General features: G+C 50.7%; 23 protein-coding genes. 20 read left to right on the forward strand and 3 right to left on the reverse strand.

Annotated features, from left to right (window positions below):
- Window positions 1–193 precede the first annotated feature (193 nt).
- Window positions 194–3,445, reverse strand: coding sequence for a ribonuclease E (gene rne / locus ACFQ1C_RS15965; RefSeq protein WP_379559669.1), 3,252 nt, complete (start codon window positions 3,443–3,445; stop codon window positions 194–196).
- Between the two features lie 340 nt (window positions 3,446–3,785).
- On the opposite strand from rne, the gene rluC reads away from it, so the two are divergent.
- Both rluC and ACFQ1C_RS15975 read left to right on the forward strand, forming a co-directional pair.
- Window positions 3,786–4,739 (forward strand): 23S rRNA pseudouridine(955/2504/2580) synthase RluC, encoded by a 954-nt coding sequence (gene rluC / locus ACFQ1C_RS15970; RefSeq protein ID WP_379559670.1) that lies wholly within the window; start codon window positions 3,786–3,788, stop codon window positions 4,737–4,739.
- Window positions 4,736–5,377, forward strand: a complete 642-nt coding sequence (locus tag ACFQ1C_RS15975) for an HAD family hydrolase (protein ID WP_379559671.1) — start codon at window positions 4,736–4,738, stop codon at window positions 5,375–5,377. Before rluC ends, ACFQ1C_RS15975 begins: the two co-directional genes overlap by 4 nt.
- A gap of 118 nt (window positions 5,378–5,495) precedes the next feature.
- Here the strand turns inward: ACFQ1C_RS15975 and ACFQ1C_RS15980 are convergent, their stop codons facing one another.
- A complete protein-coding gene (locus ACFQ1C_RS15980) occupies window positions 5,496–6,074 on the reverse strand; it encodes a Maf family protein (RefSeq protein WP_379559672.1) in 579 nt (192 codons plus the stop codon).
- Window positions 6,075–6,282: 208 nt separating this feature from the next.
- On the opposite strand from ACFQ1C_RS15980, the gene yceD reads away from it, so the two are divergent.
- The 17 genes from yceD to ACFQ1C_RS16065 all read left to right on the forward strand — a co-directional run bounded on the left by yceD (window position 6,283) and on the right by ACFQ1C_RS16065 (window position 20,350).
- Window positions 6,283–6,804 carry a 23S rRNA accumulation protein YceD gene (gene yceD / locus ACFQ1C_RS15985; RefSeq protein WP_379559673.1) on the forward strand — a complete coding sequence of 174 codons (522 nt, stop codon included), beginning with the start codon at window positions 6,283–6,285 and terminating at the stop codon, window positions 6,802–6,804.
- 21 nt (window positions 6,805–6,825) lie between these two features.
- On the forward strand, window positions 6,826–6,996 hold the full coding sequence (rpmF, locus tag ACFQ1C_RS15990) for a 50S ribosomal protein L32 (protein WP_379559674.1): 171 nt from the start codon (window positions 6,826–6,828) through the stop codon (window positions 6,994–6,996).
- Window positions 6,997–7,005: 9 nt separating this feature from the next.
- Window positions 7,006–8,016 (forward strand): phosphate acyltransferase PlsX, encoded by a 1,011-nt coding sequence (gene plsX, locus ACFQ1C_RS15995; protein ID WP_379559675.1) that lies wholly within the window; start codon window positions 7,006–7,008, stop codon window positions 8,014–8,016.
- A gap of 5 nt (window positions 8,017–8,021) precedes the next feature.
- A complete protein-coding gene (locus ACFQ1C_RS16000; RefSeq protein WP_379559676.1) occupies window positions 8,022–8,981 on the forward strand; it encodes a beta-ketoacyl-ACP synthase III in 960 nt (319 codons plus the stop codon).
- Between the two features lie 13 nt (window positions 8,982–8,994).
- The gene (gene fabD / locus ACFQ1C_RS16005) at window positions 8,995–9,936 is read left to right on the forward strand and encodes an ACP S-malonyltransferase (protein ID WP_379559677.1); all 942 of its coding nucleotides are present in this window, start codon (window positions 8,995–8,997) and stop codon (window positions 9,934–9,936) included.
- Window positions 9,937–9,965: 29 nt separating this feature from the next.
- Window positions 9,966–10,700: a 3-oxoacyl-ACP reductase FabG gene (fabG, locus tag ACFQ1C_RS16010; protein WP_379559678.1), complete on the forward strand. Its 735-nt coding sequence runs from the start codon at window positions 9,966–9,968 to the stop codon at window positions 10,698–10,700.
- A gap of 158 nt (window positions 10,701–10,858) precedes the next feature.
- Window positions 10,859–11,095, forward strand: coding sequence for an acyl carrier protein (gene acpP / locus ACFQ1C_RS16015; protein ID WP_379559679.1), 237 nt, complete (start codon window positions 10,859–10,861; stop codon window positions 11,093–11,095).
- A 72-nt stretch (window positions 11,096–11,167) separates the two neighbouring features.
- Complete coding sequence (fabF, locus tag ACFQ1C_RS16020; RefSeq protein WP_379559680.1) at window positions 11,168–12,409, forward strand: beta-ketoacyl-ACP synthase II; 1,242 nt, start codon at window positions 11,168–11,170, stop codon at window positions 12,407–12,409.
- Window positions 12,410–12,466: 57 nt separating this feature from the next.
- The gene (gene pabC / locus ACFQ1C_RS16025) at window positions 12,467–13,318 is read left to right on the forward strand and encodes an aminodeoxychorismate lyase (protein WP_379559681.1); all 852 of its coding nucleotides are present in this window, start codon (window positions 12,467–12,469) and stop codon (window positions 13,316–13,318) included.
- Window positions 13,302–14,312: an endolytic transglycosylase MltG gene (gene mltG / locus ACFQ1C_RS16030; RefSeq protein WP_379559682.1), complete on the forward strand. Its 1,011-nt coding sequence runs from the start codon at window positions 13,302–13,304 to the stop codon at window positions 14,310–14,312. Before pabC ends, mltG begins: the two co-directional genes overlap by 17 nt.
- Window positions 14,313–14,315: 3 nt before the next feature.
- Entirely contained in the window at window positions 14,316–14,939 is a 624-nt protein-coding gene (gene tmk, locus ACFQ1C_RS16035; protein WP_379559683.1) for a dTMP kinase, read from the forward strand.
- Entirely contained in the window at window positions 14,924–15,919 is a 996-nt protein-coding gene (gene holB / locus ACFQ1C_RS16040) for a DNA polymerase III subunit delta' (protein WP_379559684.1), read from the forward strand. Before tmk ends, holB begins: the two co-directional genes overlap by 16 nt.
- A gap of 184 nt (window positions 15,920–16,103) precedes the next feature.
- Window positions 16,104–16,898, forward strand: a complete 795-nt coding sequence (locus tag ACFQ1C_RS16045) for a TatD family hydrolase (protein ID WP_379559685.1) — start codon at window positions 16,104–16,106, stop codon at window positions 16,896–16,898.
- 472 nt (window positions 16,899–17,370) lie between these two features.
- Window positions 17,371–17,718 carry a cupin domain-containing protein gene (locus ACFQ1C_RS16050; protein WP_379559686.1) on the forward strand — a complete coding sequence of 116 codons (348 nt, stop codon included), beginning with the start codon at window positions 17,371–17,373 and terminating at the stop codon, window positions 17,716–17,718.
- An 11-nt stretch (window positions 17,719–17,729) separates the two neighbouring features.
- Window positions 17,730–18,692 (forward strand): ribonuclease Z, encoded by a 963-nt coding sequence (locus tag ACFQ1C_RS16055; protein WP_379559687.1) that lies wholly within the window; start codon window positions 17,730–17,732, stop codon window positions 18,690–18,692.
- Between the two features lie 24 nt (window positions 18,693–18,716).
- Window positions 18,717–19,781, forward strand: coding sequence for an NAD(P)H-dependent flavin oxidoreductase (locus tag ACFQ1C_RS16060; protein WP_379559688.1), 1,065 nt, complete (start codon window positions 18,717–18,719; stop codon window positions 19,779–19,781).
- 89 nt (window positions 19,782–19,870) lie between these two features.
- The gene (locus tag ACFQ1C_RS16065; RefSeq protein WP_379559689.1) at window positions 19,871–20,350 is read left to right on the forward strand and encodes an MgtC/SapB family protein; all 480 of its coding nucleotides are present in this window, start codon (window positions 19,871–19,873) and stop codon (window positions 20,348–20,350) included.
- Window positions 20,351–20,519: 169 nt separating this feature from the next.
- Here ACFQ1C_RS16065 and arcC read toward each other — a convergent pair whose 3' ends face one another.
- Window positions 20,520–21,434, reverse strand: a complete 915-nt coding sequence (gene arcC, locus ACFQ1C_RS16070) for a carbamate kinase (protein WP_379559690.1) — start codon at window positions 21,432–21,434, stop codon at window positions 20,520–20,522.
- A 568-nt stretch (window positions 21,435–22,002) separates the two neighbouring features.
- Here arcC and ACFQ1C_RS16075 point away from each other — a divergent pair.
- On the forward strand, window positions 22,003–22,770 hold the full coding sequence (locus ACFQ1C_RS16075; RefSeq protein ID WP_379559691.1) for a class I SAM-dependent methyltransferase: 768 nt from the start codon (window positions 22,003–22,005) through the stop codon (window positions 22,768–22,770).
- Window positions 22,771–22,914 lie beyond the last annotated feature (144 nt).

The raw sequence follows: 22,914 nt of genomic DNA on the forward strand, positions 1-22,914 counted from the left end.
CTAAAAATCAACTAATACCAATCTGGAAAACTAACTGGTCAGATTTTTATGTCTTCTGTAGGGTCTATTTCAATCGACCAAAACCATAGCACGGCCTAAAGTGGCTTTGGCGCTGGGCGCTATCTTTTAATCAATATCGTCCATAAAAAAAGGCTCCCGAAGGAGCCTTTTTAGTGCCGTGATAATGAGTTAATTAATCACTGCTGGGTTTCGTCATTGGTGCAGACGAGGTACTTTTAGCCGCGGTGCTACCTGCATAACGACCACTGGTCACTACGGTATCACGCAACAACGGTGGGTACTCAGGCTTAACGTAAGGGGCCTGTTCAACAACTGTTGGCTTAGTCATAGGCGCTGACGTTTGCTTAGCTCGCTGGTATAAACCAGACGCATTTGCTGTTGTAGCGGCTTTTGGCGCAGCAGTAACAGTAGGCGCGGGCTTTTGCTCAGGCTTCTGTTCTGCAACCGGTGCTGCTACTGGCTCGGGCTTTTGCTCAGCTTGTTTTTCAACAACAGGCGTAGCAACTGGCTCAGGCTTTTGCTCAGCTTGTTTTTCAACAACAGGCGCAGCTACTGGCTCAGGCTTCTGCTCTGCTTGTTTTTCAACAACAGGCGCAGCTACAGGCTCAGGCTTCTGCTCGGCTTGTTTTTCAACAACAGGCGCAGCTACTGGCTCAGGCTTCTGCTCTGCTTGTTTTTCAACAACAGGCTCAGGCTTTTGCTCGGCTTGTTTTTCAACAACAGGCGCAGCTACTGGCTCAGGCTTTTGCTCAACTTGTTTTTCAGCTTGTTTTTCAACAACAGGCGCAGCTACTGGCTTAGGCTTTTGCTCTGCTTTCTGCTCGACAACCGGTGCTGCAACTTGCTTTTCGGCTACCGGCTCAGCAGGTGCAGTGGCTTGTGCTTTAGCGGCTTGCTTAGCTTGTTCAGCCTTGATCTTAGCGGCTTGAGCCTGTGCTTCTTGAGCTGCCAGCTCTTCCGCTGATGCTACCCACTTATCTTCACCTTGGCTGGCAATTAACGCCGCTATGCTGTCTTCACGACGACGACGACGGCTGTCTTCATTAATGCGCTTGCGCTTAGGCATGGTGCTGCGCTTATGCTGAGACTGCTTTTCTTCGGCTGGAGCAGCTTCAACTGCAGCGGGCTCTGGCTGTTGGATAACGGCATCAAGCGGTTTGCCATCGCTGCCCATGCGCACTTGTTTGCGCATTTGGCGACGTTGGCGACGCTCGGCAACGTTTTGCTCTTTCTGCTCGCCCTGCTGAGCTTCAGGTGCTGACTGCGGTGTGGCAACAGCTGGCTCGGCTACAACTTGCTCAGCTACAACAGGTTTTTGCTGCTCTGATTGCTGAGCGCCTTGCTGTGGCTGAGGGCTCTCACGGCGTGGCTTGCGACGCTCGCGTCGAGGACGCTCGTTTCTAGTTTCAGTGTCGCTCACTGCCGCCTGAGATTGCTCTTCGGCTGCGAGTGGGGCTTTATTACTGCGCTCTTCGTCACGAGGTTTACGATTGCCTTGGCGGTCATTGCGATCGCGACGCTCGTTATTGCGCTCACTGTCGCTACCTTGCGCACGACCGTTAGAGCGGCCATTGTTACGGCTGCCACTGCGGTTGTTATTGCGTTCATTACTGTTATTACGCTCATTACTGCGTGCCGGACGTACATTTTTCTCCGGTGCTGGTGCGGGGGCAGGCGTTACAGCTTGCTGAGGCTCAGCAGTGCCTTTAAACCAACCGGCTAATGCACAGAATACGCGGTTTAACAAACCAGGTGCCTTGTTGTCTGGTGCGGCGGGGGCAGTAGCTGCAGCAACAGTGGCTTTAGTTTCTGTGGCAACTGGTGCCGGCGTAGGGGCGGTAAAGCCCTGTAAAGCAGGTTGCTCACTGCGTGATGACGACTGACTGTCACGCGGCGTGTAAACGGGTTTGTCGACTTGAGTTTTTAAGTGAAAACTACTCACATTTTCTTCATCGCCACTGCGAACACGAGCCACTTCGAAGTGTGGCGTTTCTAGCTGTTCGTTAGGAATGATGTAAATGCTAACCGTGTAGCGCTGCTCCAGATCGGCAATGGACTTGCGTTTCTCGTTCAGCAAATAAGCGGCAACGTCGACCGGCACCTGGCCGTGAATTTGGCCGGTGTTGTCTTTAAGAGCTTCTTCTTCAATAAGGCGCAAAATGGCCAAGGCCAAAGACTCGTTATCGCGAATGGTACCTTGACCTAAGCAGCGCGGGCACACATGAGTGCTGGACTCGCCAAGAGAAGGGCGCAGGCGCTGGCGAGACATTTCCAGCAAACCAAAGCGCGAGATACGACCTAGTTGAATGCGAGCACGATCTTGGCGTACTGCATCGCGTAGGCGGTTTTCTACTTCACGCTGGTGGCGAACGGGGGTCATGTCGATAAAGTCGATCACCACTAAACCACCCAAGTCACGCAGGCGTAACTGGCGAGCAATTTCTTCGGCAGCTTCTAGGTTGGTCTGTAGCGCCGTCTCTTCAATGTCGCCGCCTTTGGTGGCGCGTGAGGAGTTAATATCAATACTGGTTAATGCTTCGGTAGGGTCGATAACGATGCTACCGCCAGAAGGCAGGCGCACTTCACGTTGAAAAGCCGACTCAATTTGGCTTTCAATTTGAAAGTGGCTGAACATAGGCACATCGCCTTCGTATAGCTTAACGCGGCTAACAAAGTCGGGGCGTACTAGCTCAATGTGCTTTTGCGCACGTTCAAAAACCACCGGGTTATCAATTAAAATCTCACCAATGTCGCGACGCAAGTAATCGCGAATAGCGCGCACGATGACGTTACTTTCTTGGTGGATTAAGAAGGGGGCAGGGCCGCCTTCGGCCGATTCTTGAATAGCGGACCAATGGGTTTGCAGCACGTGCAAATCCCACTCTAGCTCTTCAGCTGATTTGCCCACACCGGCGGTGCGTACAATCAAGCCCATGCCGTCGGGCAGTTTAAGCTGAGAAAGCGCTTGTTTTAACTCGGTACGCTCATCACCTTCAATGCGACGAGAAATGCCGCCCGCACGGGGATTGTTGGGCATCAATACCAAGTAAGAACCCGCCAAACTGATAAAGGTAGTAAGGGCGGCACCTTTGTTGCCACGCTCTTCTTTATCTATTTGGACGATGACTTCCTGACCTTCTTTGACCACTTCCTTGATGTTGGGACGGCCTTGATAGCTATAACCTGCAGGGAAATAGTTACGGGCAATCTCTTTTAGCGGTAAAAAACCGTGGCGATCGGCACCATAATCGACAAAGGCAGCTTCAAGACTTGGCTCTACGCGCGTAATTTTACCTTTATAGATATTGGCTTTTTTTTGCTCGTGGCCTGGGCTTTCAATGTCTAGATCGTAGAGTTTTTGCCCGTCTACTAGGGCAACACGCAACTCTTCTTCTTGAGTTGCGTTGATTAGCATTCTTTTCATTAATGACTCTTTTTATAAAGTTTTTACTGTATTCAACAGTGTTGGTATTTCCCTGGCCCAACCATGTTATTCCGACGGACACCGGCCTCGAGTCTGTGAGCGTAATGGGTGCAGCCTCCCGGCTGGGTACGCATGAGGCGCTTATTCAGGTGTCTTTCACGTTAAGGGGGAGAGAGAGCCCAAAGGTCGCGAATAAAACGGATAACCAGGGGTATTCAGGGTGTGCCTCCCCATTTAGGGCAAGCACGAAAATCTAGGTTATTATCACACTTTAACGGTAACCTTAGCAAGACGCCTTTTTTACATCAAATCACATAATTCAATGATAGAAGACTGACCGATGACAACAGAACTACAACACAGTGTGCGATTGCTTACCATAGAGGCTGAGTATGAAGGGCAGCGCATCGATAATTACTTACGAACTCAGCTTAAAGGCGTTCCCAAAAGCCTCATTTATCGGATCTTGCGCAAAGGCGAGGTCAGGGTAAACAAAAAACGCATTAAGCCTGAATATAAACTGGTGGCGGGTGATGTGGTAAGAGTACCGCCGGTGCGGGTTGCCGAGCGTGACCATACGATCCCCGAGAATAAGCTAAATGAAGTGCAGTCACTTGAAGCCGCTATCGTCTATGAAGATGATGCATTAATTGTCATCAATAAACCGGCGGGCATTGCGGTGCATGGCGGCAGCGGCTTGAGCTTTGGCTTAATTGAAGGCTTGCGTGCTCTGCGCCCCACTGCGCGATTTTTAGAATTAGTACATCGCTTAGACCGAGATACCTCGGGATTACTATTAATTGCCAAAAAGCGCAGCATGTTACGCAACCTACACGAGCAGTTGCGTGAGAAAACCATGGATAAATATTATCTGGCCTTGGTGTGTGGTCGGTGGCAGCCTCAGCAAAGATCCGTTAAAGCCCCGTTAAGAAAATTTGAACTGCCCTCGGGTGAGCGCACGGTGAAGGTCGATAAAGAAGGCAAGCCGTCGGAAACGCGGTTTAAAGTGATTCAAAATTTTGCGCAAGCCACGTTGGTGGAATGTAGCCCGGTGACTGGTCGTACCCACCAAATTCGGGTGCATACCTTGCATGCGGATCATCCTATTGCCGGTGACAACCGATACGGTGATCCGATCTTTGACGAGCAAATGCGCCGCTTAGGGCTAAAGCGATTGTTTTTGCATGCTTGCCGATTACGGTTTTACCACCCAGGTAAAGAAGAGCACATGGTGGTAGAAGCGCCCTTAGAGTCGTCGTTGACAAAGTTGCTCAATAGAATGGAGCAAGCATGAAGTATCAACTGATTATTTTTGATTGGGACGGCACGGTAATGGACTCGGTTGCACGCATTGTGTCTAGCATGCAGGCCTGCGCGCTAGACTGTAATTTGACGGTACCCACGGCGACGGCAGTGCGCGACATTATTGGCTTAAGTTTATATAAAGCGTTGCCGATTTTGTTTGATGGCCTTACCGAACAAGATGAAGTGGCGTTATTGGCCGCTTATCGTCGGCATTATCTGGAGCTAAACACCACGCCGTCGCCCTTGTTTGCGGGGGCGGGCGAGCTGATAAAAAGTCTGCACCAAGACGGTTATCAGTTGGCCGTCGCCACGGGCAAGCAGCGTGTTGGGCTAGACCGCGTGTTGGCGCAAACACAACTCGGCAGTTACTTTCACGCCTTGCGTGGCGCCGATCAAGCGTTGTCTAAGCCAGACCCATTAATGCTTGAGCAAATTTTAGCGGAGCTGCAACTCAGCCCCGCAGATGCCGTAATGGTCGGTGATTCAAGCTACGATTTGGCCATGGCGAAAGCGATAGGCATGGACCGCATTGGTGTCACTTATGGTGTACACGATGCCACCACGCTAAGCCAACATACGCCGATTGCTTTAATAGATGACATTCGCCACTTGCGGGATTGGCTGTAAAGCAGCCACAAGCTGTCAGCGATCAGCCGCTAGCCAAGAAATACCCAAGGCGGCGAGCTACCCGATAGCTCGGCGCTGTTTTTCTTACAGCTTAAAGCTGATCGCTTACGGCTGTCAGTTAAGGCACTTGGATATCAAATTCGCTGAGCAGTTCGATCAGTGCAATTAGCGGTAAACCGACCAGGCAGTTAGGGTCACGGCCATCCATGCGCTCAAATAAGCTAATGCCTAAGCCTTCGCATTTAAAGGCGCCGGCGCAGTCTAGGGCGGGTTCCTGTGCCAGGTAACGCTCAACTTGCGCCTCGCTTAAGGTGCGAAATACCACCGAAAACGGTTCCACTAATGAGCGCATGTCATCGTTGGCTGCATCATAAACCGCGAGGCCGGTATAAAAGGTAAGCGTTTGACCACTGGCCGCCAATAGTTGGGCTTTAGCGTTAGCTAAGGTGCCCGGTTTGCCGAGTATGGTGCCTTGATTTACGCAGACTTGGTCTGAGCCAATAATCAGCCCGTTGGGGTAATGCTGGGCCACGGCACGGGCTTTTTGTTCTGCTAGGCGTAATACCAGCTCGGGAGCCGTTTCAAAGGGCAGGGCAGCTTCGTCAATGTTTGGGCTCATGCAACTAAAGTCGAGCCGGAGTTTGTGCAATAGCTGCTGTCTATAAATAGACGAAGAAGCGAGAATAAGTTGCGACATGGCGTTGGTATCAGTGATGAGTAAGGTGGCCAGTTTAACAGCTTATTAGTTACCGTGAGAGAAAATGCCGCCCTACGCCCTACGTAAAAACCAAACCGATGTTTTTCTTTAACGTATAGCGTACCGCGTTAAACGTACGGCTTTCTTTTATCGTTTAGCGTGTTTTTTCTTTGACTCCGCTCGGCTCTCTCTATAATATGCGCGCCTTATGGAAAAGGTAAAGTTGCCCAACAAGGTAGACCCCGCTCGCTGCGCGCAAAATCGTCTGAAATATAAAGGCGAGTATGCCGCTGCTTTAATGCCCAGACTTGCGGAGTCAGCCCAAGGTATCCATGGTGATATCGACGTGTCTCTAGACTTTGGTATTGACGCCCAAGGGCTACGCTTGATGACGGGCCACGCCCAAGTTCAAGTGTCGCTCCAATGCCAAAGATGTAACGAGCTGTTTGATACCACTATAGAATCCGAATTTACATACACGCCTCTACGTGCAAATGCAGAGGCGCCAGAACTGCCTGAAGACTACGACACTGTTGAAGTGGATGAGGCTGGCGAAATCAACTTGGTCGAATTGGTTGAGGATGAACTTATTCTTACCTTGCCCCAGATACCGACTCACGAAAGTGATGAATGTTCTGGTGGGCAGTTTGATCGAAGTTTTGGTAAGCTACCTACCGTGGAAGAGCGTCCGAATCCTTTTGCGATTTTGGAAGAATTAAAACGTAAGTAACTGATTTAGGAGTGATGTCAAATGGCTGTACAAAAGAGTAAAGTATCTCGTGCCGTTCGTGGTAGCCGCCGCGGACATGATTCATTGACGACTGCACAGTTGTCAGTAGACAAAACTACTGGTGAATTACATCGCCGTCACCACGTGACTGCTGATGGCTTTTACCGTGGTGTAAAGGTTATTCATAAGTAAGAATAACCTTTGTCGCAGCTGACCGTTGCGTTAGATATGATGGGGGGCGATTATGGCCCCTCAGTTACAGTGCCTGCCGCCGTGCAGGCACTGTCGCTTCTGCCTGATCTCAATTTGCTACTATTTGGTCTAAAAGACGAGCTAGCCCCTTGGTTAAGCCGCTCTCAATTAGACAAACACCCGCGTGTGCAGGTGCAATATTGCAGTCAGCAGGTGGGCAATGATGATAAAGCCGCTTATGCCCTGCGCCATCTAACCGACTCTTCTATGCGCAATGCGCTTGATGCTTTGGCATCAGGGCGTGCTCGTGCTTGCGTCAGTGGCGGCAACACCGGTGCCTTAATGGCCATCGCGATGAAAACCCTGCAAACCCTACCTGGTGTAGATAGACCCGCGCTTATTACCCGATTACCACAAATAGGTGGCGGTTATGCCTTGCTGCTTGATGTGGGGGCCAACATTAGCTGCAGCGCCGAGCAATTAGTGCAGTTTGCCATTATGGGTGAACAAACGGCGCTGCACACCTTAGGCATTGCCCGCCCGCGCATTGCTTTGCTGAATGTGGGGGCTGAGGCCAGTAAAGGTAATGAGGCGGTTCGCGAAGCGGGGCGGCGATTAAGTCAGCATGGTGAGTTACACTATGGCGGCTATATTGAAGGCAATGAGTTATTTTTAGGTCGAGCCGACGTTATTGTGTGTGATGGTTTTGTTGGTAACGTCGCGCTTAAGACCAGCGAAGGAGTGGCAAAGCTACTGCTTGGCCAACGTAAGAAAAGTGGTTTTTTAAGCAAGTTTCTGACGTTTTGTTTAAAAAAACGCCTCTCTCATCTGAACCCCGACCAGTATAACGGTGCAAGTTTGGTAGGATTGCGCGCCAGCGTGGTCAAAAGCCATGGCAGTGCTGGCTCAGCAGCCTTCTTAAATGCGATCTTACAGGCGATTTCCGAAATCGAACATGACCTGCCTGCAAGCATCGCGCATCGTTTTGATACTGCCCCACAGGACAGTCACGCAAGATAACGCCTATGAATAGTAGAATATTAGGAACCGGCAGCTACCTGCCAGAAGCGGTACGTACCAATGCCGACCTAGAAAAAATGGTAGATACTAGCGACAGCTGGATAGTGGAACGCACCGGTATTCGCGAACGCCGCATTGCCGGTGCCGACGAAACCATCGCCACCATGTCGCACCTTGCTGCAGTGCGTGCCCTTGAAGCCGCCGGCATTTCGGCATCGGATCTCGACATGATAGTGCTGGCCACCACCAGCGGCGAGAATGCCTTTCCGGCCGCTGCCTGTGAAGTGCAGGCGCTGCTAGAAGTGCCCGGCATCCCCGCCTTCGACTTATCAGCGGCTTGCGCCGGCTTTAGCTACGCCTTGAGCGTGGCGGATCAATTTATTAAAAGCGGTGCCGCCCGTCATATCTTAGTGATTGGTGCCGATGCCTTATCAAGCATGTGCAATCCAGAAGACCGTGGCACTGTGATCTTATTTGGTGACGGCGCCGGTGCAGTCGTGTTGGGTGCAAGCGAAGAGCCGGGTATTTTGTCGACCCATTTGCATGCAGATGGCCGATACGCCGAGATGCTCAAGCTGCCTCATCGCAAGCGCGGCATTAGCGGCAATGAAATGGATGCTTATATGAGCATGAAAGGCAACGATGTATTCAAGGTTGCCGTGTCTCGTTTAAGCGAAATTGTGATCCAGACCTTAGAAGCCAACAATATTGATAAGTCCGAGCTGGACTGGTTGGTACCCCATCAGGCAAATTACCGTATTATTAATGCCACCGCGCGTAAATTGGGGATGTCGCTAGACAACGTCATTCTTACGCTGGACCGACACGGTAATACGTCGGCGGCCAGTGTGCCCATCGCCTTCGATGAAGGAGTGCGTGACGGCCGTATTCAGCGAGGCCATTTGGTGTTGCTGGAAGCATTTGGCGGTGGTTTTGCGTGGGGCTCTGCTCTCGTGCGTTTTTAAAAAAGGACAGACAATGACATTTGCCATTACCTTCCCCGGTCAGGGATCTCAAGCCGTTGGCATGCTAGCCGGCTTATTAGCCGAGCATGACAGTGTAAAAGAGACCTTTGCCGAAGCCTCTGAGGCATTAGGTTACGATCTTGCGGAATTGGTCATTAACGGCCCAGCCGAAGAGTTAAATAAAACCTGGCGTACTCAGCCTGCTTTGTTGACTGCATCCGTGGCCATTTGGCGTTTATGGCAGCAGCAGGGTGGCGCTCAGCCTAGTGTGATGGCAGGGCACAGCTTGGGTGAATACTCGGCGCTGGTGTGCGCAGGTGTATTAACGCTAAGTGATGCGGTTAAATTAGTAGAGCTACGTGGCGAACTAATGCAAGAAGCGGTACCCGAAGGGACCGGTGCTATGTCTGCCATTATTGGCTTAGACAACGACACTATTATTGCTAATTGTGCAAAGGCACAAGTAGACGAAAACGATGTGGTATCTGCCGCTAACTTCAACTCGCCAGGCCAAGTGGTTATTGCCGGCACTAAAGCCGCAGTAGAGCGAGCTAATGTGTTGATGAAAGAAAGTGGTGCCAAGCGTGCCTTGCCGCTGCCTGTTAGCGTGCCATCGCACTGTGCGCTGATGCGCTCGGCTGCTGAACATCTGGAACGCACCTTGGCCGACATGGTATTTAATGAGCCTAATGTGCCGGTGATTAATAACGTAGACGTTAAGCAAGAAACCAGTGCCGCAGCAATTAAAGACGCCCTAGTACGCCAGCTTTACTACTCAGTACGCTGGTCCGAAACCGTTGAAGCCATGGTTGGGTTGGGCGTAACGCTTTCTCTTGAAATGGGTCCAGGCAAGGTGTTATCTGGCTTGGCCAAGCGTATCGACAAGCGCGTTGAAGGTCTGGCCGTCAATGACGACGCCACCTTGCAACAGGCTTTGGCCGCAGTGCAGGCTTAATTATTATTGCTATAACTGAAGGAGTCTCTATGAGTTTTTCCGGTAAAGTAGTACTGGTCACCGGTGCAAGCCGAGGCATTGGCCGTGCTACTGCTGAGCTGTTTGCTAGCCGTGGCGCCACTGTAGTGGGCACGGCAACCAGTGAAAAGGGCGCAGACGCCATTAGCGCATATTTGGGTGAGCATGGTACCGGTTTGGTATTGAACGTCACCGAAGCGGCCTCATTAGAGCAGTTGCTAAAGACCATTAAAGAGCGTTATGGCGATATTGATGTGCTGGTGAATAACGCCGGTATTACCCGTGACAACCTCTTAATGCGTATGAAAGAGGATGAATGGCAGGATATTATTGATACCAACCTTACCTCGGTATTCCGTGTGTCTAAGGCGGTATTACGTGCCATGATGAAAAAGCGTCATGGTCGTATTGTGACCATTGGCTCGGTAGTTGGCACCATGGGCAATTCGGGCCAAGCAAACTATGCGGCCGCTAAAGCAGGTTTAATTGGCTTTAGTAAGTCACTCGGACGAGAAGTTGCGTCACGTGGCATTACCGTGAATGTGGTGTCACCTGGGTTCATTGAAACTGACATGACACACGCATTGAATGAAGAGCAAAGGGCCGGTATCTTGTCACAAGTACCGGCACAACGTTTGGGTAACCCCAACGAAATTGCTTCTGCTGTGGCTTTTTTAGCCTCAGATGAAGCAAGTTATATCACAGGTGAAACGCTGCACGTAAATGGTGGCATGTACATGGTGTGATGAAAATCTCCGCAGTTGTGGACTGTTTGGTGGAAAATGCCGCATTTTTGGTGTTTTTTCTGGTTTGACCAGAGGTAAATAGTCTTGCAAACCACGGTTATTTTAATACACTACCGCAACGACACGCACTAGCGTATTTCTAAAGGATAATACTGGTCATGAGCAATATTGAAGAACGTGTAAAAAAAATCATCATTGAGCAACTGGGCGTTAAAGAAGAAGAAGTTAAATCTGAAGCTTCTTTCGTTGATGACCTGGGCGCAGATTCCCTGGATACCGTTGAGTTAGTAATGGCTCTGGAAGAAGAATTCGATACTGAGATTCCTGACGAAGAAGCTGAAAAAATCACTACCGTTAAAGCGGCTGTTGATTACATCAACTCCAACCAGGAATAATAACCTGTGCCGAAGTGGCATTTCGTCACTTCGGCTCTTTCCCCGTTATAAACCCCATTCGGAGACGTTCCTGTGCCCAAACGCAGAGTCGTGGTGACTGGTCTCGGTATGCTCTCTCCTGTCGGTAACTCGGTTAATGCCAGTTGGCAGGCCCTGTTAGCAGGCCAAAGTGGCATCAGCAACATAGAGCACTTTGATACTACCGAATACAGCACCAAATTCGCAGGCCTGGTCAAGGACTTCGATCCCGAAGATCATGGTATCGCTAAAAAAGAAGCCCGTAAGATGGATTTATTCATCCAGTACGGCGTAGCAGCCGGTTTACAGGCAATGGCCGATTCCGGTCTAGAGATCAATGACACGAATGCAGATCGCGTTGGTGTTTCTATTGGCTCGGGTATTGGTGGTCTTGGCTTAATTGAGCATAACCACACTAACCTGCTAGCCAGTGGCCCGCGTAAATTGAGCCCGTTTTTTGTACCTTCCACCATTATTAATATGGTGTCTGGGCATTTATCGATTATGAGTGGCTTACGCGGCCCTAATATTGCAGTCACCACTGCGTGTACTACCGGTACACACAGCATTGGGTTGGCTGCGCGCATGATTGCTTACGGTGACGCCGACGCTATGTTAGCGGGTGGCACTGAAAAAGCCTCTACCACTATGGGTATGGGTGGTTTTGCGGCTGCTCGTGCACTGTCTACCCGCAACGATGATCCGCAAAAAGCCAGTCGCCCTTGGGACAAAAACCGTGACGGTTTTGTGCTGGGTGACGGTGCGGGTGTGATGATGCTGGAAGAGTATGAGCATGCTAAAGCACGTGGTGCTACTATTTATGCAGAGCTAGTTGGCTTTGGCATGAGTGGCGATGCGCATCATATGACGGCTCCGCCTGCCGATGGCAGTGGTGCTGCCAAAGCGATGGTGAATGCCATTAAAGATGCAGACATTGCTCCGGCCCTTATCGGTTACGTTAATGCACACGGCACCTCTACCCCGTTGGGTGATGTGGCCGAGTTGCGTGGATTGAAGCTGGTATTTGGTGAGCATGCGCAGCAGTTAATGGTGAGCTCCACCAAATCAATGACCGGTCACCTATTAGGTGCCGCCGGTGCCATAGAAGCTATCTTTAGCGTATTGGCATTGCGTGACCAAATAGCACCGCCCACGATCAATCTGGATGAACCAGATGACGAGTGTGATTTAGATTTGGTACCTCATACTGCTAAAAAAGGTCAATTTGAGTATGCCTTGTCCAATTCCTTTGGTTTTGGCGGCACTAATGGCTCATTGATTTTCAAACGCATATAATGGCCTCTTGGCCAATCCTAAGCCCGGCCTAGTGCCGGGCTTTTTTATGGGGCTAAGATGCAGACTTTTATAACGAATCACTCTGTTACTAGACCAGCGACCGATGCTGAGTCATTAACCGCGCTAAGCCGAGCTTGGCAGTTGGGGGATGGCCATTTTAGTACCTTGCACGCCTGTGGTGGGCGGTTGCTTAATTGGCATTACCACCTAGCGCGACTAAAGAACGCCTGCACCCGACTACAGATGCCGATGCCAGACTGGCAGGCGGTGCATGCCGCGGCTCTTGAGATGGTGGCCCTTAATAATGGCGCGGCCATTGAACCCGACGGAGATCAAGTGTTGCGTATCACGCTGGTGCGCGGCATAGGTGGTCGCGGATACAGTATGGCGGGCTGTGGTGCTACCACTGTCGTGTTAAACTGTGCGCCGTTTCCGGCTCATTATTATCAATGGCGCAAGCAGGGCATTGCATTGGGTGTCTGTAAGGGGCGGCTGGGCCACAGTCCATTATTAGCGGGCTTAAAAACCGTGAATCGACTAGAGCAGGTACTCTTAAAAGCCGAGCTAGATGGGCATCAGTGGCCTGAGGCGCTGGTGTTAGACACCCACTGCAAGGTAATAGAAGCGGTTACCGCCAATCTTTTTTGGCGAGAAGGCGAGCGTATTTTTACCCCCGATCTATCGAGTGCCGGCGTGTGCGGGACTATGCGAGCGTGGTGCCAAGATTATTTAGGCCCGCGGCTCACTGTTTGCAGCACAGATCTTGAGCGATTGTTGGCCGCCGATGAACTATGGCTGACCAATGCGCTGATGGGCGTGGTACCGGTGACGGCCATTGGCAAGCACAATATGCAGTGCGACTTTACTACCACAAAGGAATTACAGCAGGCTTATGAAGACACTCATTAAATGGCTAGTACGGTTATTTTTATTGGCGGTGCTGGTGATTGGCGGCGTTGCGACGTACGGTTTTCAGCAGTGGAAAGCCGTAGAAAACATGACCATAGCGCAAGGTGATTCGCCGTTGTTTGTGGTGGCTCGTGGTGAGGCTACGTTTCATTTAATTAATCGCCTGAGTGAGAAGCCGGTGCCTGAGCTAACGCGCAAAGTGTGGCTGCGTTTTCATCCCGAATTGGCTGCGGTGCGCCAAGGAACTTATAAGTTTGCCCCAGGTACACCACTGCGCGATGCACTAATGACCATAGTTAACGGTGATGTTTATCGTTTACAGGTGACGTTGGTGGAAGGCTTACGCATTGGTGATTGGCTGCAACGATTAGCTAACGCTGAGTATCTTGACGTCACCTTAGAGGGCGCTACAGAGGCGGAGGTTGCCAAGCAGTTAGGCATGGACAACGGTAAGTTAGAAGGCCAGTTGTTACCAGAAACCTACAGCTATACACCAGGCGACACCGACTTATCTATTTTGCAGCGTGCGCATGATGAAATGGAGCTGTTTTTAGCAAAAGCGTGGGAGGCGCGTCGCCCAGACTTGCCGATTAAAACGCCCTTTGAGGCTTTAGTATTGGCGTCTATCATTGAAAAAGAGTCTGGCGTTGCCGATGAGCGACCATTAATTGCCTCGGTGTTTGTGAATCGCCTGCGAGTGGGCATGCGACTGCAAACCGATCCCACGGTGATTTATGGCATGGGCGACGACTATGACGGCAACATCCGTAAGAAGGATTTACAGACGTATACGCCTTATAACACCTACACGATAGATGGTTTGCCTCCCGGCCCCATTGCTATGCCGAGTAAAGAAGCCATCACGGCCGCATTACAGCCTGTAGACAGCGGCTACTATTATTTTGTGGCGACGGGTGAAGACGGGCGTCATTATTTTTCTAAATCGCTGCGTGAGCATAATAATGCGGTACGCCGCTACATCTTAAAAAGGTAGAACATGAGCCAGTTTATTGTGATTGAAGGGCTCGAAGGTGCCGGAAAAAGCACGGTACAAGGCCATGTAGTGGCGTGGCTAGAAGCGAAAGGGCTAACGGTGATGCGTACCCGTGAGCCGGGCGGTACCCCGCTGGCCGAAAAAATGCGCGGCTTAGTAAAAGAAGTGCATGAAGAGCCGTTGACTATGGAAGCTGAACTACTGCTGATGTATGCCGCACGGGTGCAGTTAGTTAAAAACCGTATTCAACCGGCGCTGGCTGCCAATACTTGGGTAGTGGGGGACCGGCACGACTGGTCGTCGCTGGCCTATCAGGGCGGTGGCCGTGGCATTGATGTTAAGCTTATCAAACAAATTAAACAGGCGGTGTTGGGGGATTTTTCTCCTAATTTGGTGGTGTATCTAGACATAGATCCGGCTCAAGGGCTCGATCGTGCACGCATGCGCGGTGAGTTAGACCGCATAGAGCAAGAGCAACTCAGCTTTTTTGAGCGCACGCGAGCCGGCTATTTACAATTAGCGCATAATAATTCGCACTGCGAAATTATTGATGCCAGCCAGAGCGAGGCCGATGTGAAGGCCGCGGTACTGGCGTGTTTGGAGCGTCGCTTGTGTACCCTTGGTTAAATGAGCCAGCACAACAACTGACGCGGCTTATTGTTCAACAACAGCTGGGGCATGCGCTGTTATTAAAGGGCATAGACGGCTTGGGCAAACGCGAGTTGGGCCAGCAGTTGGCTCAAGCGTTGTTATGCCAACATACAAGCAGTGAAGAGCAGGGCACGACTCAAGACACCGCGGCTATCATTCCTTGTGGTCATTGCCATGCCTGCCAATTAGTACAGGCGGGTAATCATTCTGATTTGCATATCATTCGTACCGATCAGCGCAGTATCAGCGTGGATACCATTCGCCAACTCACTCAGGTATTAAGTGACAGCGCGCGATTAGGTCATGGCAAGGTAGCTGTGATTGAACAAGCCGAAAAAATGACCGAAGCGGCGGCGAATGCCTTGCTGAAAACCTTGGAAGAGCCGGCAGGACAATCCCACTTGCTGCTGATCAGCTCACAACCCGAGCGGTTGCTGCCCACCATTCGCAGCCGCTGCCAACAATGGTTGTTGCCGGTGCCAGATGCCACATTAGTGCTGAACTGGTTGGCCGAGCAGGGAGTAACTACCTCAGGCTCTGCGGCCAGCTTAACCGCTCTTAATGTTAATCAGGGCTCGCCGCTAAATACGCGTGATTACTTAACCGCCGGTACCGACCAACGCCGACTGCAATTATTACAGCAGTGTGCCGAGCTTAGGCTGCAGCCCCAGTTGTTAACCACGGTGCAAGCGGGCTTGCTTGAACAACCGGTGCATTTATTATGGTTACAGTTGTTACTGCAAGATGCGCTGCAGCTGGCATTAGGCCTATCGACTACTGGTCTACGTTTAGCAGATAGCGAGCCCTTATGTCGCAATGTTAGCCAGTGGGGCGTGCCTAAGCTCACTCAAGCGCTCGATGAGCTGGTGCAACTACGCCGCACCTTACAGTCCAGTGCGGGCCGCCCAGTGAACCCCGGGTTACAGCTCACCCAGTGGCTAACGAACATCACTTAAACACAGCGGTACGCTATACGCCGTACGCTGTCTGTTAAAGACAAACACGGCGGCCTGTAGCCCCTGTTAAGTATTCGTTTTTGTCCGTGGGTTTCGTGGGTTCCGTGGCAAAATATGTTTATCTTTAACGGTTGGCGTATTACGTACGGCTTACAGCTTTTTTTATCTAATAAAGGAGACGGTTTTGCTGGTTGACTCTCATTGCCACCTAGACAGACTTGAATACGGCATCAAACATCAGGATATGGCCGAGGCCATTCGCAAGGCCGCTAATCGTGGCGTCAATCACATGCTGTGCATCAGCGTGGGCTTATCATCTTTTCCTGAGATGCTAGCCGCCATTAAGCCGTTTCCTCAGGTGTTTGCCTCGTGTGGTGTGCATCCGCTACATCAAGATGATGAGCCTAATGACCCGGTATTGTTGCAACAATTGGCCGCCGATCCTGCCGTTGTGGCCATTGGTGAAACTGGGTTGGATTATTTTTATGCCCCCGAGTCGGCTGAGATGCAGCGTCGTTCGTTTAAACAGCATGTTGATGTTGCGGTAGCATTAAACAAACCGTTAATTATTCATACCCGCAATGCCCAGCAAGATACCTTGGACATTCTGCGCGAAGGCGGTGCTGATAAAGTGGGTGGTGTACTGCACTGTTTTACTGAATCGCTAGAAATGGCCGAAGCGGCTATTGAACTGGGCTTTTATATTTCTATCTCGGGTATTGTCACTTTTAATAGCGCTAAGGCGTTGCGTGAAGTGGTAAAAGCGTTGCCGTTAGAGCGCTTGTTGGTGGAAACCGACTCACCTTGGCTGGCCCCAGTGCCATTTCGTGGTGAAGAAAATGAACCCGCTTACACTCGCACCGTCGCCGAGTTTATCGCTAAACTAAAAGGCCTTACGGTAGAAGAAGTGGCCGCGCAAACCACCGCCAACTTCTTCGAGCTGTTTAAATTAGCCAAGCCAAGCCCTGCGGGGTGCTAAGCCATACGCTGTAAGCATTAAAAAGGGGCAGCCACTTGGTTGCCCCTTTTTATTTCAGTTTATTGCCTGAGAGTTTATTGTTTCTGCACCAGTGCCGTACCCACTCCATGGCGTTTAGATTCACTTACCACGGTCACTGTGCCATCTTCGTTAAAAGGGATCGCCTAGCTCACCGCTGGTTAATGCCTTTTAGGTCATTAGCTTGGCGCGCACTTTGGCGTATTCTTTAGACAGCAGGCCTGCCGTGACATGGCGGATAAATCAAAGTCTCCAACGAGTCAGTCGCCATGGGTTAATACCAACGTCTTGGCAGCGCATCAAATCAGTGTAGTGTGGTTTGTTGAGGATCAGGTGAGTTAAACAAATTAATGTGCGTAAATCTCGAACCGCACCTGATGTGGTAAAGCAGGTGACTGAGTCGCACTACACAAAAGTAAAAAGTGGTTGGTGTTATCAACATTTGAGGCGCGTTATGAAGAATATTTTCGAGAATATGCCAACGGAGCTCACCAATGAGCACCTTCAGGACTTGCTTAATACACCGAATGTACGCATAGAGCGTATTGTGTCCCAAGGGCACAGCTCGCCTGCGGTGGGTTGGTATGACCAAGATGAAGACGAATGGGTGATGGTGCTGCAAGGAGAAGGCACACTGACCTTTGCCGATGACCGAGAAGTGAGGCTACAAGTGGGCGACTTTATTCATATTCCCGCGCACACGTTACATAAAGTAAGTCACCCTCAAGCGAACGGCATCTGTGTATGGTTGGCGATATTCTTTGCGGCGGCTAAGGATAACCCCGCCCATGACGACGGCTAACGGAGAAGGGCATGGAGTTGCAGTTTTTAGGCACCTCGGCGGGCACGCCGACAACAAGCCGCAATGTGACAGGGCTGGCATTAAAAAAGGCCAATACTAAATCTTGGATACTGGTGGACTGTGGTGAGGCTACCCAGCATCGTATTTTACATACGGCCTTATCGTTACGCCGTTTACAGGCGATTTGTATTACCCATTTGCATGGCGACCATTGCTATGGCTTGCCGGGGCTGCTGGCCAGTGCCAACTTAATGGGGCGCACGGATGCACTGACTATTATAGGCCCCGTAGAGTTACAACAGTGGTTGCGTGTGACCTTGCAGCTAACGCACGTCACTTTGTCTTATCCGCTGCGTTTTATTGATGTGGCTACACTTACTGCAGCCGTCGAACTGGATGATTTTAAGGTGTCAGCTCTGGCGCTGTCACACCGAGTACCCTGTGTTGGCTATGAGTTTGTGGAGACCGGGTTGCCACGCAAGTTAGATAAAGACAAGCTATTGGCTGCCAACATTGAACCGGGCCCGGTGTGGGGGCAGTTACAGCGAGGAAACACCGTGACTTTGGCCGATGGGCGGATGGTTGATGGCGATGACTTTTTGTTAGCGAGTCGGCCCCCACGCAGGGTCATCATTGCCGGCGATAATGATAGTCCCGCCTTGCTGACTGACCGCATCCAGTCGGCGCAGTTACTGGTGCATGAAGCCACCTATACCCAAGACATTGCTGATCAGCTAGGCGCCGAGCCACAACATAGTTCCGCCCAAATGATCGCTCAGTTTGCCGAGCAAGCAGTATTGCCTAACCTGATACTGACCCACTTTAGCTCACGCTATCAAGATGGAGGCTGCGGGCATACCATCAGCGATATTGAACAAGAGGCGAGGGCGTATTATGGCGGTACCTTGTTTTTGGCGCGCGATTTGGATGTGTATGATCTGGACTATTCCGGCAAGCTGACCCAACGTAGGTAATAACGCAGTAAAGGAGTTATCACCATGACAGTGTCTTTATTAACCCGGCTCGGTATCCAGTATCCGATTATTCAGGCCCCCATGGCGGGTACCTCTACGGTAGCGCTGGCGGCGGCAGTATCTAATGCCGGTGGTTTAGGCTCGTTAGGCTTGGGTAGCTGCAGTGTCGATCAGGGGCGCCAACAGATAACAGAGCTTAAGCAAGCCACGGCGCAGCCGTTTAATGTTAACTTTTTCTGTCATCAAACAGCACCCGACAACGCGGTACGCAACCAGCACTGGTTAGATATATTGCAGCCTTATTTTGCCGAGTTTTCAGCAAGCCCACCTAAGCAGATAACCGCCGCTTATCCCAGCTTTATTGATAATGACGCCATGCTTAACGTGTTAGTGGCCGAACGCCCAGCGGTGGTGAGCTTTCACTTTGGGTTACCGAGCCAAGCCTTTATTGATACCTTGCAACAGGCTGGTATTGTCTTGCTGGGGTGTGCCACCAACGTGGCAGAAGCCAACGCCATCGTGTCGGCTGGGTTAGATGGCATTATTGCGCAAGGTTATGAGGCGGGTGGTCACCGTGGGGTGTTTGAACCGGAGCAGGATGTAGAGCTGGGCTTGTTTGGTTTATTGCAGTTGTTACAAAACCAATGCCCGCTACCGGTGATTGCTGCTGGCGGCATTATGCACGGGCAGGCCATTGCGCAGGCGATGCAGATGGGCGCAAGCGCTGCACAATTGGGTACTGCGTTTATTTTGTGCCCCGAGTCGGCAGCAAGCCCTGCGTACCGTGCGCAATTGAGTGGTGCCAAAGCGTATAATACCGGTGTTACGTCGGTTATTTCTGGCCGTCCGGCAAGGGGCTTGGTTAATCGCATGCACCTAGAGCTTGCCGAGCATCACGCCAGTGTCTCGTCCTACCCCGGTGCTTATAGCGCAGGCAAAGCCCTACATATGGTGGCCAGTCAGCAGGGGTGTGACGAGTTTGCGCCTTATTGGGCTGGGCAAGGCGCTCCTTTGGCCCGCGCATTGCCGGCAGCAGAGCTAATGGCACACTTGATCCAAGAATGGCAACAGGCTTCAGTCGATCAATAAACATCAGTAAGAGCGTCAGAGGGTGGCACGGCGGCAATTTAAGTGGCTTTGAAGTCGGTTCTAAATTAAACGCTGATAGGCGGTTATTAATGGATATTTTTTGGGAAGCATTATTATATGGCATACCTAGTGAGCGAGAGTTGGCGCATATTCTTATTCGCTTATTAGCCGCTTCGTTGCTAGGGGCTATTATTGGCTTTCAACGAGAAAAAGCCGGCAAACCCGCAGGGCTACGCACGCATATTTTAGTTTGCTTAGGCACGGCGGTTTTTATCTTGGCGTGCTCGGGGGTAGGCATGACCTTAGATGCGCAGTCGCGGGTTATTCAAGGGGTGGTAACTGGCATTGGTTTTATTGGTGCAGGCACTATTTTAAAGCTAGACAGCCAACAGGCGATTAAGGGCCTCACTACGGCTGCCGGTGTATGGATGACGGCGGCGATTGGTGTTGCGGTAGGGCTAGGCAGCTTAGGCGTGGCGTTATTGGGTACTTTGTTTACAATCATTATTTTAGCCTTGGCGGCCCCATTTGAAATGCGAGCAGAAAAAAATAAGCAAAGTGAAAAGTGAGAGATAAAAGTGGTTAATTGCAGCCCTATACGGTGCATAAAGAAATAAAGCAAAATTGCGTGGGTGCCATTATATAACGGCGGCTATATAACGAAAAAGTCGTTCCCACACAAAGCGTGGGAACGGGAGAAAACGGTGATTATTAGACGAGCGTTAGCTGGTCATCCGTTTATTCATGCTCTTTAACGATATGCGTACCGGCAAGGCCAGCCAATAATCCGAGTGCCTCAGACAAGCGGCCAATAGCACTGAAACCACCCGAGTCGGCAAAGCTACAAGCCGCATTAATTTTGGGCCCCATAGAGCCAGCTGGCAAATTAAGCGCATCGCTTTCGGACACTGTTAAGGTGCTTAGCGGTGTCGCCTCTGGGGTGCCAAAACCGTGATATACCGCGTCAACATCGGTCAGCAGCAAGAGAGCATCGGCACCCAGTTGCTTGGCTAAGAAGGCACTGGAGAGATCTTTATCGATCACCGCCTCAATGCCGTGCAAATGGTTGTTCCCGTCACGTACTACGGGAATACCACCACCACCGTTACAGATCACCACCACATTCTGATCGACTAACAGCTTAATAACCTGTAAGTCAGGAATCTCTAATGGCTTAGGTGAGGCCACCACTCGACGCCACTTATCGCCATCTTGGGCAATCTGCCAACCGGCTTTTTCTGCCTTAGCATGTGCTTCTTCTTGGCTATATACCGGGCCGATGTATTTAGTGGGAGCTTGAAACGCTGGATCGTTGCGGTCTACCACGACCTGCGTAAGCAAAGTGGCAATTGAACGCTCGTTTTGCAGGGCATTTTCTAGCTCTTGCTCCACTAAATAGCCAATCATGCCTGCTGTTTGTGCGCCAAGCACATCCAGAGGGTAGATCTCATCTGGGTTGTAAGCGGCTGCTTGCAACGCCAATAGACCAACCTGAGGGCCATTACCATGGGTAACAACCAACTGGTGACCTGCTTTAACAATTTCAGCCAAAGCGCGCGCGGCTACTTTGACATTCTCACGCTGTACCTGTGCCGTTAGCGGCTCACCGCGCTGTAATAAGGCATTTCCGCCTAATGCTGCTACAACTAACATAATTAAGCTCTTAACATTGCTCACAACATCGCTGTAATGATGTGTATACGAATTTTGGCTTGAGAAAAGGCCCATTTTCGGGCTCTCAAACATCTCGAAAATAATATATCGCCGTGCGAATAAATGGCGATTGGCTACTCAAATACGTTCGATTTCACTTAAATGAAATTTCCGCCTAATGCGCACCGCCGCGCATTCTACTGACTTACTCAATAAAAATCAGTAAATACTCCTCCTTTTGTGGCAAATATTCATCGCAAAAAAGGCTTTGAAAGAGTCTTTTTACGTACTCTCTTTGCGAGAGAGAATTTATGCGATATGCCTCATCAATAAAACATGAAACTCATGTTCAACTTTTCATTGCTTACTATGCTGTAAACTCGTGCGGAGCATTTACGCAGCCTAGTGACACAATTTCAGGTGTAACAAGTTAAGTTACCTAAGGCATCTCCATACTTGTGTGGGGGGCCTTTTGTTTGCCTCGCGCGTCATCATGATGCACTGGGCTGGGACGTGTTAATATAGGCCTTAGCCAGCTGGCATTCATTTTTGACATCAGGAGTCGAGCTTGTATAACGAGTTTATTATTGGCGAAGGCATTGAGTTTAACTCAGATCTTAATGTGCCCTTTGTGCCCACCGACGAAGTGATAGTAGAAAGCATGCTCGACTTAGCCCGAGTAACGGCACAAGACGTGCTATATGATCTAGGCTCAGGCGATGGCCGTATTGTGGTCGCTGCAGCCATGGGGCGAGAAGCCCGTGCGGTTGGTGTCGATATGGATCCGCCGCGCTTAGAGGAAGCGCGTGAATTCGCCGCTTCAATGGGCATGGAGCACCTAGTTGAATTTATTGAAGATGACTTCTTTAACGTAGATATCAGTAGTGCAACCGTGGTCACCATGTACTTGCTGCAAAGCATTAACTTGCTATTAAGGCCCCGCTTATTAACTGAACTAAAGCCTGGTACGCGGATAATATCGCATTCGTTTGATATGGGTGAATGGAAGCCCGACGACCGCTGTTTTGCGGCGGGTTCAGATATTTTTAAGTGGATTGTGCCGGCGAACGTAGCAGGAGTCTGGGAGTGGCAAGCCGAAGATACGCAACACTTTAAAATGGCATTGACGCAAAAATTTCAGCAGCTTGGCGGCAGAGTTTGGCTTAATAAAGAGCCGGTAAACGTCATTAGCGCTACTTTGCGAGGTAACCGCATTGCGCTGACACTGCAAGTACCAGGAAGCGATACGCAGCATACGTTTAACTGGCGTCTAGAAGACGATCAATTGCAGGTGAGAACCGGCGAAACCGACTTTTCTAACGCTACGCGGGCATAAGTCATATAGCAAGACACATGTGAAGGGTGATGAATAAATAATGCAGGGGACAAGCTTGCGACAAACTCACATTCGTTTCGCGATATGGTTTGGCGCCTCCTACTGGGCGCCAACCTGACCATTCCCCATTCCCCATTCCCTATT

Origin of the sequence: Oceanisphaera ostreae, from assembly GCF_042676125.1 — a bacterium.
In the GTDB taxonomy this organism is placed as follows: domain Bacteria; phylum Pseudomonadota; class Gammaproteobacteria; order Enterobacterales; family Aeromonadaceae; genus Oceanimonas; species Oceanimonas ostreae.

What these genes read in the sequence shown, in the direction of transcription:
- ACFQ1C_RS16065 (WP_379559689.1), top strand. Translation starts at nt 19,871, where the DNA reads ATGGATATTTTTTGGGAAGCATTATTATATGGCATACCTAGTGAGCGA.
- fabG (WP_379559678.1), top strand. Translation starts at nt 9,966, where the DNA reads ATGAGTTTTTCCGGTAAAGTAGTACTGGTCACCGGTGCAAGCCGAGGC.
- acpP (WP_379559679.1), top strand. Translation starts at nt 10,859, where the DNA reads ATGAGCAATATTGAAGAACGTGTAAAAAAAATCATCATTGAGCAACTG.
- ACFQ1C_RS15975 (WP_379559671.1), top strand. Translation starts at nt 4,736, where the DNA reads ATGAAGTATCAACTGATTATTTTTGATTGGGACGGCACGGTAATGGAC.
- ACFQ1C_RS16000 (WP_379559676.1), top strand. Translation starts at nt 8,022, where the DNA reads ATGAATAGTAGAATATTAGGAACCGGCAGCTACCTGCCAGAAGCGGTA.
- arcC (WP_379559690.1), bottom strand. Translation starts at nt 21,434, where the DNA reads ATGTTAGTTGTAGCAGCATTAGGCGGAAATGCCTTATTACAGCGCGGT.
- fabD (WP_379559677.1), top strand. Translation starts at nt 8,995, where the DNA reads ATGACATTTGCCATTACCTTCCCCGGTCAGGGATCTCAAGCCGTTGGC.
- rluC (WP_379559670.1), top strand. Translation starts at nt 3,786, where the DNA reads ATGACAACAGAACTACAACACAGTGTGCGATTGCTTACCATAGAGGCT.
- pabC (WP_379559681.1), top strand. Translation starts at nt 12,467, where the DNA reads ATGCAGACTTTTATAACGAATCACTCTGTTACTAGACCAGCGACCGAT.
- mltG (WP_379559682.1), top strand. Translation starts at nt 13,302, where the DNA reads ATGAAGACACTCATTAAATGGCTAGTACGGTTATTTTTATTGGCGGTG.
- rne (WP_379559669.1), bottom strand. Translation starts at nt 3,445, where the DNA reads ATGAAAAGAATGCTAATCAACGCAACTCAAGAAGAAGAGTTGCGTGTT.
- ACFQ1C_RS16060 (WP_379559688.1), top strand. Translation starts at nt 18,717, where the DNA reads ATGACAGTGTCTTTATTAACCCGGCTCGGTATCCAGTATCCGATTATT.
- rpmF (WP_379559674.1), top strand. Translation starts at nt 6,826, where the DNA reads ATGGCTGTACAAAAGAGTAAAGTATCTCGTGCCGTTCGTGGTAGCCGC.
- yceD (WP_379559673.1), top strand. Translation starts at nt 6,283, where the DNA reads ATGGAAAAGGTAAAGTTGCCCAACAAGGTAGACCCCGCTCGCTGCGCG.
- ACFQ1C_RS15980 (WP_379559672.1), bottom strand. Translation starts at nt 6,074, where the DNA reads ATGTCGCAACTTATTCTCGCTTCTTCGTCTATTTATAGACAGCAGCTA.
- ACFQ1C_RS16055 (WP_379559687.1), top strand. Translation starts at nt 17,730, where the DNA reads ATGGAGTTGCAGTTTTTAGGCACCTCGGCGGGCACGCCGACAACAAGC.
- tmk (WP_379559683.1), top strand. Translation starts at nt 14,316, where the DNA reads ATGAGCCAGTTTATTGTGATTGAAGGGCTCGAAGGTGCCGGAAAAAGC.
- ACFQ1C_RS16050 (WP_379559686.1), top strand. Translation starts at nt 17,371, where the DNA reads ATGAAGAATATTTTCGAGAATATGCCAACGGAGCTCACCAATGAGCAC.